Annotated in this window: 9 protein-coding genes; all 9 read left to right on the top strand. The window is 47.9% G+C overall.

Annotated elements, in window-relative coordinates; all coding sequences use genetic code 11:
* Positions 1-6: 6 nt before the first annotated feature.
* A complete protein-coding gene (locus tag ACFQ1X_RS04500; protein WP_144840210.1) occupies positions 7-1,101 on the top strand; it encodes a Leu/Phe/Val dehydrogenase in 1,095 nt (364 codons plus the stop codon).
* A gap of 20 nt (positions 1,102-1,121) precedes the next feature.
* The gene (gene buk / locus ACFQ1X_RS04495) at positions 1,122-2,198 is read left to right on the top strand and encodes a butyrate kinase (protein ID WP_144840211.1); all 1,077 of its coding nucleotides are present in this window, start codon (positions 1,122-1,124) and stop codon (positions 2,196-2,198) included.
* 27 nt (positions 2,199-2,225) lie between these two features.
* Positions 2,226-3,653 carry a dihydrolipoyl dehydrogenase gene (gene lpdA, locus ACFQ1X_RS04490; RefSeq protein ID WP_144840212.1) on the top strand — a complete coding sequence of 476 codons (1,428 nt, stop codon included), beginning with the start codon at positions 2,226-2,228 and terminating at the stop codon, positions 3,651-3,653.
* Between the two features lie 15 nt (positions 3,654-3,668).
* On the top strand, positions 3,669-4,673 hold the full coding sequence (locus ACFQ1X_RS04485) for a thiamine pyrophosphate-dependent dehydrogenase E1 component subunit alpha (RefSeq protein ID WP_144840213.1): 1,005 nt from the start codon (positions 3,669-3,671) through the stop codon (positions 4,671-4,673).
* Positions 4,673-5,656: an alpha-ketoacid dehydrogenase subunit beta gene (locus ACFQ1X_RS04480; protein WP_144840214.1), complete on the top strand. Its 984-nt coding sequence runs from the start codon at positions 4,673-4,675 to the stop codon at positions 5,654-5,656. The genes ACFQ1X_RS04485 and ACFQ1X_RS04480 overlap by 1 nt, the downstream gene beginning before the upstream one ends.
* A gap of 606 nt (positions 5,657-6,262) precedes the next feature.
* On the top strand, positions 6,263-7,594 hold the full coding sequence (locus ACFQ1X_RS04475) for a dihydrolipoamide acetyltransferase family protein (protein WP_144840221.1): 1,332 nt from the start codon (positions 6,263-6,265) through the stop codon (positions 7,592-7,594).
* 275 nt (positions 7,595-7,869) lie between these two features.
* On the top strand, positions 7,870-9,573 hold the full coding sequence (locus tag ACFQ1X_RS04470) for a methylmalonyl-CoA mutase family protein (protein WP_144840222.1): 1,704 nt from the start codon (positions 7,870-7,872) through the stop codon (positions 9,571-9,573).
* Positions 9,566-11,713, top strand: coding sequence for a methylmalonyl-CoA mutase (gene scpA / locus ACFQ1X_RS04465; RefSeq protein ID WP_144840223.1), 2,148 nt, complete (start codon positions 9,566-9,568; stop codon positions 11,711-11,713). Before ACFQ1X_RS04470 ends, scpA begins: the two co-directional genes overlap by 8 nt.
* A complete protein-coding gene (gene meaB, locus ACFQ1X_RS04460) occupies positions 11,713-12,780 on the top strand; it encodes a methylmalonyl Co-A mutase-associated GTPase MeaB (RefSeq protein WP_144840224.1) in 1,068 nt (355 codons plus the stop codon). Before scpA ends, meaB begins: the two co-directional genes overlap by 1 nt.
* Positions 12,781-12,840: the final 60 nt, after the last annotated feature.

The raw sequence follows: 12,840 nt of genomic DNA, 5'->3' as shown, positions 1-12,840 counted from the left end.
TTTATAATGAAAATTTTCGACAAAATGGAAGAACACGATTACGAGCAATTGGTATTTTGCCAGGATAAAAATTCCGGTTTGAAAGCAATCATCTGCATCCATGACACTACTTTGGGGCCAGCCCTTGGTGGAACGCGCATGTGGAATTACGATACAGAAGAAGAAGCGATTGAAGACGCAATCCGTCTTGGCCGCGGCATGACTTATAAAAACGCTGCAGCCGGCCTGAATCTGGGCGGCGGGAAAACCGTCATCATCGGTGACCCTCTTAAAGACAAGAACGAAGAAATGTTCCGTGCTTTCGGACGTTTTATCCAAGGATTGAACGGCCGCTATATTACTGCAGAGGATGTTGGAACAACTGTAGCTGATATGGACCTGATCCACGAAGAAACTGATTTTGTTACAGGGATTTCACCGGCTTTCGGTTCTTCAGGCAATCCATCACCGGTAACGGCTTATGGCTGTTACATCGGTATCAAAGCAGCAGCGCTTGAAGCTTTCGGCGATGATTCACTGGAAGGCAAAACGATAACTGTTCAAGGAGTCGGAAACGTAGCTTACACTTTGTGCGAATACCTGCATAAAGAAGGCGCAAAACTGATTGTTACGGATATTAATAAAGAAGCAGTCGATCGTGCAGTAAATGATTTTGGAGCAGTTGCGGTGGAACCAGACGATATCTATTCACAAGAAGCGGACATCTTTGCTCCGTGTGCTATGGGCGCCATCATCAACGACGATACAATTCCGCAATTGAAAGTGAAAGCCGTAGCCGGTTCAGCTAACAACCAGTTGAAAGAGGAACGCCACGGTGATGAACTTGAAGCACGCGGCATCGTCTATGCTCCTGATTTTGTCATCAACTCAGGCGGCGTCATAAATGTTGCCGATGAATTATACGGATACAATAACGAACGTGCGATGAAACGCGTTGAAACAATTTACGACAGCATCACCCGCATTTTTGAAATTTCAAAACGCGACGGAATTCCTAGCTACCAGGCTGCTGACCGCATGGCAGAAGAGCGTATCGAACGCGTCCATAAATCACGCAGCCAATTTTTGCGCAATGAACACAATATTATCAGCAGACGCTAATTTGAAATGGAGGGATCGATTTGCAGGAACAGTTGTATCGCGTATTGGTCATCAACCCCGGCTCTACATCAACAAAAATTGGTGTTTTTGACAATGATATTCTGATCGTGGAAAAAACGATCCGCCATTCATCTGAAGCGATCAATGAATTTCCCACGATCATCGACCAATATGCTTTTCGCAAACAGACTATTTTGGAAGCCCTGGATGAAGAAGGAATGAACGTTTCAAAACTTTCCGCTATTTGCGGAAGGGGCGGACTGCTCCGGCCAATTGAAGGCGGAACTTATTCCGTAAATGAAGCCATGCTCCAGGACCTCCGAAAAGGGGTGTCCGGCCAGCACGCTTCAAACCTTGGCGGCATCATTGCAAATGAAATTGCCGAAGGATTGAATATTCCTGCCTTTATCGTGGATCCGGTCGTTGTAGATGAATTGGACCCGATTGCCAGAATTTCCGGTTTTTCACTGATTGAAAGAAAATCAATCTTTCATGCTTTAAATCAGAAAGCGGTTGCCAGACGATATGCAAAAGATAAAGGCAAACGTTATGAAGATTTGCGTCTGATCGTCACTCATATGGGCGGCGGCATTACGGTTGGTGTCCATAAAGAAGGACGTGTGGTCGAGGTCAACAACGGACTTCACGGCGATGGGCCGTTCAGTCCGGAACGGGCGGGTACCGTACCGGCAGGCGATTTGGTGGAATTGTGCTTTTCCGGGCAGTATTACCGTCATGAAATCATGAAACGGCTTGTAGGCCAGGGCGGACTCGTCAGTTATCTGGGTACCAACGATGCGGTAACCATAGAAAAACGAATTCAAAAAGGCGATAAGCAGGCTGAATTGGTGTACGATGCCATGGCTTATCAGGTTGCCAAAGAAATAGGTTCGGCCAGCGCCGTTTTGGAAGGCAAAGTCGATGCAATTATTCTTACCGGTGGACTCGCTTACGGAAAAAGTTTCGTCAAAGCGATTTCTGACCGCATCAGCTGGATAGCTGACGTGGCTGTCCATCCTGGGGAAAATGAATTGCAGGCACTTGCTGAAGGTGCTATCCGGGTATTGAATGGTGAAGAAACAGCGAAAAATTATTAAGTTATATAATAGGAGGAGGACGTTTACATGGCTCAGAATTATGATGTAGTCATCCTTGGAGGCGGAACCGGCGGATATGTTGCCGCCATACGCTCAGCGCAGCTTGGCTTGAAAACCGCAATTGTTGAAAAAGGTGATTTGGGTGGAACTTGCCTCCACAGAGGATGCATCCCAAGCAAAGCTCTGCTTCGAAGTGCAGAAGTTTACTCGACGACGAAAAATCATGCAGCTGATTTCGGCGTCAATACAGGCGAAGTGAGCCTCGACTTTTCACGCGTTCAGCAGCGCAAACAAGGGATTGTCGATCAATTGCATGCCGGCGTACAAGGGTTGATGAAAAAAGGGAAAATTGATGTCTATGAAGGTCTCGGGCGAATTCTAGGTCCTTCAATCTTCTCCCCGAACCCTGGAACGATTTCAGTGGAAATGAACAATGGCGAAGAAAACGAAATGCTGATTCCCCATAACGTCATCATCGCTACCGGATCCCGTCCACGCAGCCTTCCAGGCCTCGAAATCGATGGTGAGTTCATGATGAGCTCTGATGAAGCGCTGGAAATGACGGAACTTCCGAAATCGATGGTGATCGTCGGTGGCGGTGTTATCGGCATCGAATGGGCCTCCATGCTGAATGATTTTGGTGTTGAGATAACGGTCATTGAGTATGCTGACCGCATCATCCCGACGGAAGACAAAGACGTTTCGAAAGAAATGCAGAAACTATTGAAGAAAAAAGGCATTACTTTCGTTACAAATGCAAAAGTTATTGCTGAAACCCTTGAGAAAAACGATAAGGGCGTTACTATTCAGGCGGAAATCAATGGTGAAAACCAGAGCTTCTCGGCTGAAAAAATGCTGGTGTCAGTAGGACGCCAGGCGAATGTTGAGAATATCGGGATTGAAAACACTGATATCATTGTTGATAAAGGTTTCATTCAGGTGAAGAATACTTTCCAAACCCGGGAATCCCATATTTACGCAATTGGTGATGTCATCGGTGGCCTTCAATTGGCGCATGTAGCTTCTCACGAAGGAATCACCGCGGTTGAACATATTAAAGGAAACAAACCGCACGCCATTAATTACGATCAGGTTTCAAAATGCATTTATTCAAATCCGGAAGCGGCCAGTGTCGGCATTACCGAAGAGCAGGCGAAAGAAAAAGGCTTTGACGTCAAAGTCGGCAAATTTTCTTTTAAAGCAATCGGAAAAGCCCTTGTGTACGGCGAAAGTGACGGATTCGTCAAAATCATCGCAGATAAAGAAACAAATGACGTCCTCGGTGTCCATATGATCGGACCGCATGTTACAGATATGATTTCTGAGGCAGGACTCGCGATGGTACTTGACGCGACTCCATGGGAAATCGCAGATACGATCCATCCGCATCCGACGTTATCCGAAGTCATGGGTGAAGCGGCTCTTGCCGTTGACGGCAAAGCAATCCACAGTTAAGGGAGGAAATATTGAATGTCAGCAAAACACGAAGAAATCGGCTTGTCGAATGACGACGTTCTGAAAATCTATGAAACAATGCTTATGGCGCGCCGCGTTGATGAACGCATGTGGCTTTTGAACCGCGCTGGTAAAATTCCGTTCGTAATTTCGTGTCAGGGACAGGAAGCGGCTCAAGTAGGTGCTGCTTTCGCTTTGGATAACGAAAAGGATTACATCGCTCCATACTACCGCGATATGGGAGTTGTCCTGCATTTCGGAATGACACCAAAAGACCTGATGCTGTCTGCTTTTGCCAAAGCGGAAGATCCAAACTCCGGAGGGCGCCAGATGCCTGGCCATTTCGGGCAGAAGAAAAACCGCATCATTACAGGTTCTTCACCTGTGACAACGCAGCTTCCCCATGCAGTAGGAGTTGCTTTGGCCGGAAAAATGAAGAAAAAAGATTTCATCGCGTTCACAACACTGGGTGAAGGTTCATCCAACCAGGGAGATTTCCACGAGGGCATGAACTTTGCCGGCGTCCACAAATTGCCGGTCATCATTATGGTGGAAAACAATAAATATGCCATTTCGGTCCCTTATGATCGCCAGGTTGCCAGCAAGAATGTTTCGGACCGCGCAATCGGCTATGGTATGCCTGGAGTTACAATCGATGGCAACGACCCGATCGAAGTTTATAAGCATGTTAAGGAGGCGGCTGACCGCGCACGTCGTGGCGAAGGTCCAAGCCTTATCGAAACCGTTTCCGAACGCATGACTGCCCATTCATCGGATGACGACCATAGACAATACCGCTCTGCAGATGAATTGGCTGCTCAAAAAGAAAAAGATCCAATCCTGCTGTTTGGTGCTTACCTGAAAGAAAACAATATTTTGGATGACGAACTTGAAAAAGAGATCAATGACCGCATCATGGTCATTGTAAACGAAGCAACTGATTATGCGGAAAATGCACCGTATGCTGCCCCTGAAGATGCATTGAAATATGTATATGCAGAAAAAGGAGGGAACGAATAATGGCAGTAATGAATTATATTGACGCCATAACGCTCGCCATGAAAGAAGAGATGGAACGTGACGACAACGTTTTCGTTCTCGGGGAAGACGTTGGTAAAAAAGGCGGGGTTTTTAAAGCGACTGCCGGACTTTACGACCAGTTTGGAGAAGACCGCGTACTCGATACGCCACTTGCGGAATCGGCCATTGCCGGTGTCGGGATTGGTGCAGCGATGTACGGTTTACGTCCGATTGCTGAAATGCAGTTTGCTGATTTCATCATGCCTGCCGTCAACCAGATCATCTCGGAAGCTTCCCGCATCCGCTATCGTTCAAATAACGACTGGTCTTGCCCGATCGTTTTCCGCGCACCATTCGGCGGCGGCGTTCACGGCGCACTTTACCATTCGCAATCCGTGGAAGCGGTATTTGCAAACCAGCCTGGCCTAAAAATCGTTATCCCATCTACACCATACGACGCAAAAGGTCTTTTGAAAGCGGCAATCCGTGATGATGATCCAGTTATGTTCTTTGAACATAAACGTGCTTACCGTCTGATCAAAGGCGAAGTGCCTGAAGAGGACTACACGATTGAAATCGGTAAAGCTGATGTTAAACGTGAAGGTGAAGACATCACAGTTATCACTTACGGCCTTGCAGTTCATTTTGCCCTGCAGGCTGCTGAACGCCTTGCGGAAGACGGCTATTCGGCGCACATTCTTGACCTTCGCACCATTTACCCATTGGATAAAGAAGGAATTATCGAAGCTGCCAAGAAAACCGGTAAAGTTCTGCTCGTGACTGAAGACAATAAAGAAGGAAGCATCATCGGGGAAGTGGCAGCGATCATTGCTGAAAACTGCCTATTCGACCTAGATGCGCCGATCCAGCGACTCGCCGGACCAGATATACCGGCAATGCCGTATGCGCCGACAATGGAGAAATTCTTCATGATCAATCCGGATAAAGTAGAAAAAGCGATGCGTGAGCTTGCTGAATACTAATTTTTAAAAAATATAATTATAAGAAATAGAAAATAAATTAAATGATGAATCGCTTCAGACGGACGCTTTCCGCGGGCATGGCTTGAGCCTCCTCGCTCGTTTCACTCACTGTGGGGTCTTCGTCTCATGTCGCTCCGTCGCAAGCTTTGTCACTGCTCCCGCAGGAAGCGATTGGCGCTTGCGCAAATCGTTTGCGACGAAGCTAGCGAAGCGATGCAGGAGCACATGTTTGCTCTTCGCCGTCTTCCGCTTATTCATCTTATGTTAATCATTTAGATATGGAGCAAAACAGCGAAGACGCCCAGGGGTCCAAGCGAAGTGCTGAGATCCACTCGGGCGAAGTGCAACGAGACCGAGTTAGCTCAGCGCAAGCCAAGTGTTGGCCGAAGGGAGTTCGGCCGACGCTTTGCGACGAAGCAGCGCAGCGATGCAGGAGCACCAAAAAAAAGCGTGCTCCTGCAGTGCTACGCACTTCGTCGCAAAGGCAATATCCTCGCAGGCGTCGGATACTGCCTTCGAAGCTGTTTTGCGCAATATCGGTTATTAAAAATCATTAGTTCAACTTATATAGTTTGATTTTAAATAGAACAAAAAGGAGGAACCCCTTTGGCTACCGAAAATATTAAAATGCCTCAACTTGGCGAAAGTGTCACTGAAGGAACGATCGAAAAATGGCTCGTCCAGCCGGGCGACCATGTCAATAAATACGATGCTCTAGCTGAAGTGAATACTGACAAAGTGACAGCAGAAGTGCCTTCTTCATTTACTGGAACGATCAAGGAATTAATCGCGGCAGAAGGCGACACGCTGGCTGTCGGAGAAATAGTCTGCACGATCGAAACAGAAGGCGGCGATGCTGCACCGGTTGAAGAAGCAAAACCGGCTGCAGATGAAAAAGCCAATGAGATGCCGGCTGCCGGTGCAAAACCGACTGAAGATTTGAAAGGCGAAAAAGGATCTTCCAAGCCGGTCAAAGCCAGTGGTTCAAAAGCGCGCTACTCTCCGGCTGTTATGCGTTTGGCACAGGAGAACGATATCGACTTGACTCAAGTGGAAGGCTCTGGAAATGAAGGCCGCATCACACGCAAAGATATCATGGCGCTGATCGAAAGCGGCAATATCCCGAAAGCGGGAGATGCTCCGGCTGAAACTCCAAAACCGGCAGAACAAGCACCACAACAGCAATCCCAACCAGCTGCAGAAAAAGCTCCATCTGCACCAATCCAAAGTGCACCTGGAGATATCGAAATTCCAGTGACCGGCGTTCGCCGTGCAATTGCCGCAAATATGCTGAAGAGCAAGCATGAAGCTCCACATGCCTGGATGATGATAGAAGTTGATGTAACGAATCTCGTTCAGTACCGTGACTCAATCAAAGGCGATTTCAAGAAAAAAGAAGGATTCAATATCACCTATTTCGCTTTCTTCGTCAAAGCAATTTCACAGGCGCTGAAAGAGTACCCGATGATGAACTCGATGTGGGCCGGCGATAAGATCATTCAAAAGAAAGACATCAATATCTCGATCGCCGTTGCATCCGACAGCGCATTATTCGTACCGGTCATTAAAGCCGCTGACGAAAAATCGGTCAAAGGCATTGGAAAAGAAATCAATGAACTGGCATTAAAAGCCCGTTCCGGAAAACTTGGCTCTGCTGAAATGAAAGACGGAACCTTCACTGTCAATAACACCGGATCTTTCGGTTCTGTCCAGTCGATGGGCATCATCAACCACCCACAGGCAGCAATCGTTCAGGTTGAATCGATTGTTAAACGTCCGATGATCATGGATAACGGCATGATTGCGGCACGCGACATGGTGAACCTTTGTCTGTCACTTGACCATCGTGTGCTTGATGGCCTTGTTTGCGGCCAATTCCTCGGACGCGTCAAGGAAATCCTTGAAAATATGTCAAAAGAAAATACATCGGTTTATTAAGAAAAGTGACAGGGCCCCATCAGCTCCAAAAGGCATAAGTCGAATCAGCGAAGCTGTCCTTTTCGCGTAGCTGAGTTGGCTTATGCCCCGTGGAGCTGGGCTGCTGGAGTCTGGACAGAAACCAGCTCCATCCAAAGCTTTCTCAAAAAAATAAAGCAAAAACTTTCATAGCCATACAGAAAAAGCTTGAAGTCTTCGGACTTCAAGCTTTTTTGGCTTTTATAGACCGGCGTTCTCAGGTAAAATGGAGTAAAGATATATGAGGAGGGAAAATTTTGACGATCGAATCGATGAAACAGACAAAATTTCCGACGCGTACATATGATGAGTGGCAGAATTCCGCTGAAAAAGCGATCGGCGGCAAGTCCGTTGAAGCTGCACTGAGAACACAGACAATCGAAGGCATTACATTGGAACCTTTATATACACAAGAAATGCTCAACAAGCTTGGCGGCATTACAGATTTCCAACAGGAAGCGGTCCGTTCCGGCAAGAGGAAGGCCGGCTGGCTTATTGCACAGGAAGTGCTGACGGATTCCCCGGAAGATTTCCTGGCGAAGACGAAAGAAGATCTGTCAAAAGGAAATGACATGGTCGTCTATACGAGCTCACACGAATTCGACTGGACAGACAGCTCACTGAAGCAATTGGCTAAACTCATCGTCAAGCATCCTTTCTATTTTAAAGTGACGAGTGAAGACACCGGCATCCTGCGGGTTTTCGATTTTATTGATGATGAACAAAAAAAGGAACTGAAAGGCGTAATTTTCTCCGAAGAACAAGCTGCTGCTCCAGGAAATGTCAGAACGCGATTGGTGGATACGATTCCGATTCATCATGCAGGAGGTACGATTATCCATGAATTGGGTGTGGCGCTGAGTATACTTGCTGAAAGCATCAAAGACGGCGAATATATGGAAACAGCCAGGAATACCTGGATCCGCTTTGCAGTGGATACGCAATTCTTCCAGGAAATTGCGAAGCTGCGCGCCTTCCGTGTCTTGTGGAGAGCATTCAGTGAAGCCTACGGAGAAGAGGCAGTGACTATTCCTGTTTACACGGAAACTTCGGTCCGCTCCTATTCAAAACTGGATCCTTACGTCAATCTCTTGCGAGCCGGCAATGCAACATTTTCAGCGGTTCTTGGCGGCACTGATGCCCACACGGTCCATCCGCATGATTTTCTGACCATATCACAGCCTACAAGCCGGCGCATTGCCCGCAATGTGCAATTGGTCATAAAGGAAGAAAGCCATGTGTCACGAGTAATGGACGCCTCTGCCGGTTCCTATTTCATCGAGCAGTTGACCAATGAATACGTTGAGGCGTCGTGGAATTATTTTCTTGAAATCGAAGAAGCTGGCGGTTATTCCGAAGTAATCGGGTCCGGCTGGCTGACCGATGATATTCAGTCGAAATGGATGGAACGGAAAAAGTTGGCTGCTGAGCGAAAAATCTCACTGGTCGGCACCAATGTCTACGCCAATCCCCAGGAAGCGGTTAAAGACCAGTCAATCGACAGCAGCCATCTGGAGTATATTACGGCGAAACGGCTGGCGACGTCTTTCGAGAAATTGCGTGCACAGGCACGTGAATTGGAGTTGAAAGTCGCAATTCTGCATTTGGGACCTCTGAAAGAAGTAAAAGCGAAATCTGATTTTGTCGAAGGTCTATTGGCTGTCGGCGGAATCGAGCCGGAAATCAGCCCGGAGTTGTGTGATGCAGCATCGGTCAATCGCTATCTGAACGATCATCACATCGATTATGCAGTCCTTTGCGGAGATGCTGAAACCCTGGATCGACTGATACCGGAAATTCAGACTGCAGCGGTGCTTGATGTAGCGGGCAGGTTTGACGCTTCTCAGATGGCAGCGTGGAAAACAGGAGCCATTTCAGATGCAGTCTATTCCGGACAGAATATCGTTTCCAAGCTTGAACAGATTCTGAACTTAGGAAAGAAGGTTCTTCCAAATGACTAAACCAGATTTTTCCAAAGTCGAATTACAAAAATTAGAAATAAATAAAATCTCTGCACCAGAACAGGACGATTTTCTGACAAATGAAGGAATTTCCATAAAATCTGCTTACAGTGAAGCAGACGTTGCAGGTATAGAAGACTCAATGCCTGGTCATGCCCCGTACGTCCGTGGACCTTACCCGACCATGTATGTATCCCGCCCATGGACGGTAAGGCAATATGCCGGATTTTCAACAGCTGAAGAAAGCAATGCCTTTTACCGGCGCAATCTGGCCATGGGCCAAAAAGGCCTTTCCGTGGCATTCGATTTGGCCACGCACCGCGGCTACGATTCCGATCACCCACGCGTTTTAGGGGATGTAGGAAAAGCCGGCGTCGCAATCGACAGTGTGGAAGACATGAAAATCCTTTTTGATGGCATCCCTCTCGATAAAATGTCCGTATCCATGACAATGAATGGGGCGGTTTTGCCGATTATGGCCTTTTTCATTGTGGCTGCTGAAGAGCAGGGTGTTTCACCGGACCAGCTTTCCGGAACTATTCAGAACGATATCCTGAAGGAATATATGGTGCGCAATACGTATATCTATCCCCCGGCAATGTCAATGCAGATCATTGCGGATATCTTTGAATTCACTTCGCAGAAAATGCCGAAATTCAACTCAATCTCCATATCGGGCTACCATATCCAGGAAGCGGGAGCAACTGCAGATATTGAACTTGCCTATACACTGGCAGACGGACTGGAGTATGTCCGGACCGGGCTTAAAGCAGGAATCGGCATCGATTCATTTGCCCCGCGTCTTTCCTTCTTCTGGGGAATCGGCATGAATTATTTCATGGAAGTGGCGAAAATGCGTGCTGCCCGTGAAATCTGGGCGAAAATGATGAAATCCTTCGATCCGCAGAATCCTAAATCACTGGCATTGCGGACACATTCCCAAACGTCCGGCTGGAGTTTGACTGAACAGGATCCGTTCAATAATGTGACGCGCACATTATTGGAAGCGAATGCTGCAGCGATGGGCCATACACAGTCACTTCATACGAATGCCCTTGATGAAGCGATTGCATTGCCGACAGATTTTTCTGCCCGCATAGCCAGAAATACGCAATTGTTCCTGCAGGATGAAACGGCGATGACAAAAGTCATTGATCCGTGGGGCGGTTCATATTACGTCGAGAGCCTGACGAAGCAATTAACCGACAAAGCATGGGAATTGATCCAGGAAGTCGAGGAACTTGGCGGCATGGCGAAAGCGATTGAAACCGGGTTGCCGAAAATGCGGATCGAAGAAGCGGCAGCGAAAAAACAGGCACAGATCGATTCTGGAGAAGAGTCGATCATCGGCGTTAACCGCTTCCGGCTTGAAGAAGAAGATCCTATCGATATTTTGAATATCGATAACACGATGGTGCGCAAGAAACAAATTGAACGCATTGAGATGGCGAAAGCGAAAAGAGACAGTGAAAAGGTCAGAATCGCACTTGAAGAACTGACAAAAGCCGCAAAAGAAGGAAATGACAATATTCTTGAATGCGCGGTTCGCGCAGCGAGGGAACGTGCAACACTGGGTGAAATTTCCGACGCTGTAGAATTGGCTTCCGGAAGACATAAGGCGGTGATCCGATCGGTGAGCGGTGTATACAGTTCTAATTTCTCCAATCAGCAGGAAATTGAAACCGTCAAGGAAATGACAGAAGACTTTATCGAGAATGAAGGGCGCAGACCTCGGATTCTTGTCGCTAAAATGGGACAGGATGGCCATGACCGCGGGGCAAAAATCATTGCAACTGCATTCTCGGACCTGGGCTTTGATGTCGATATCGGGCCACTTTTCCAAACACCGGCAGAAACAGCACAGCAGGCAGCGGAAAATGATGTCCATGTGATCGGCGTTAGTTCATTGGCAGCAGGCCATCGTACACTGGTTCCGGATCTTGCAGCAGAATTGAAGAAAGTCGGCCGCGAAGATATACTCATCGTGGTGGGCGGCGTCATTCCGGCTCAGGATTATGAATTCCTGCGCAAGAACGGAGCAAGCGCCATCTTCGGGCCCGGAACGGTGATTCCGGTTGCTGCACAGAAAGTCATCGAAGAAATCTATGTGCGCCTCGGATACGAGGAAGTGGCTGACTGATGAAGCGAGAAAAAGGCTCAAGACAGGTCATGGTGGGCGTCAATGCCAAACATGATGGAATGTCGCCTTCGCCCCGGAAAAAATTCAGAAAACCGGATAAAAAGAACCTGGATATACATGAAATAGCAGAAGGTGTGAAACAGGGATCCCGCCTTCACCTGGGCAAAGGGATCACGCTGCTCGAAAGTTCGAATCCATCGGATAAACGGGATGGACAGGAACTTTTGAAAATGCTGTTGACGCATACCGGCAATAGCCTGCGGATCGGCATTACAGGTGTGCCAGGCGCCGGCAAAAGCACTTTTATCGAGACGTTTGGTGAGATGCTGACGGATAAGGGCTTCCGGGTTGCGGTGTTGGCTATTGATCCAAGCTCCTCGATTACAGGAGGCAGTATCCTTGGCGATAAAACAAGGATGGAGCAGCTGGCGAAAAACCCGCGGGCCTTTATTCGTCCTTCACCGACTGCCGGAACGCTTGGCGGTGTCCATAAAAAAACGCGTGAAACGATGCTGTTATGTGAAGCGGCAGGGTATGACGTCATCCTGGTCGAAACGGTTGGCGTAGGCCAAAGTGAGACATTGGTGCGGGGCATGGTCGATATGTTTCTGCTGCTCGTTCTGACTGGAGCAGGGGATGAATTGCAGGGGATGAAAAAAGGAATTCTCGAACTGGCGGACGCCCTCCTGGTGCACAAAGCAGACAGCGGCAACCTGGAATTGGCTCAGAAAACAGTTCGCGAATACAAAGGCATGCTCCATTTTCTGCAGCCGGCAACCGAAAACTGGAAAACGCAGGCGCTCGCCGTTTCTTCCATAGAACATACCGGCATCGAGGAAGTATGGCAGCTGGCAAAAGAATTTGAATCTGCTGCCAAAGAAAATGGTGTTTTTGATAAGCGCCGGCAGACCCAAACGAAGGACTGGTTTCGGTCGATGATTACAGACGAGCTGTATGGCAGGTTTTTTGAAGATCCCGACAGGCGCGAATTGGTCAAAAAACTTGAACAGCAGATATTGGATGATCGGCTGACAGTGGCTCAGGCTATCCATGAATTATTCGAGTAGGCTCCTTTGCAGTCTGCTCGAACACCTGATATGATAATTACAGATAATAGAAGGAGTGGT

This window comes from Metaplanococcus flavidus, from assembly GCF_042675885.1.
In the GTDB taxonomy this organism is placed as follows: domain Bacteria; phylum Bacillota; class Bacilli; order Bacillales_A; family Planococcaceae; genus Planococcus; species Planococcus flavidus.
This window is presented reverse-complemented; position numbering and strand designations above follow the sequence as displayed.

Excerpts from the sequence above, each read along its gene's own strand:
- meaB (WP_144840224.1), top strand. The coding sequence starts at position 11,713 with ATGAAGCGAGAAAAAGGCTCAAGACAGGTCATGGTGGGCGTCAATGCC.
- ACFQ1X_RS04500 (WP_144840210.1), top strand. The coding sequence starts at position 7 with ATGAAAATTTTCGACAAAATGGAAGAACACGATTACGAGCAATTGGTA.
- ACFQ1X_RS04485 (WP_144840213.1), top strand. The coding sequence starts at position 3,669 with ATGTCAGCAAAACACGAAGAAATCGGCTTGTCGAATGACGACGTTCTG.
- lpdA (WP_144840212.1), top strand. The coding sequence starts at position 2,226 with ATGGCTCAGAATTATGATGTAGTCATCCTTGGAGGCGGAACCGGCGGA.
- ACFQ1X_RS04480 (WP_144840214.1), top strand. The coding sequence starts at position 4,673 with ATGGCAGTAATGAATTATATTGACGCCATAACGCTCGCCATGAAAGAA.
- scpA (WP_144840223.1), top strand. The coding sequence starts at position 9,566 with ATGACTAAACCAGATTTTTCCAAAGTCGAATTACAAAAATTAGAAATA.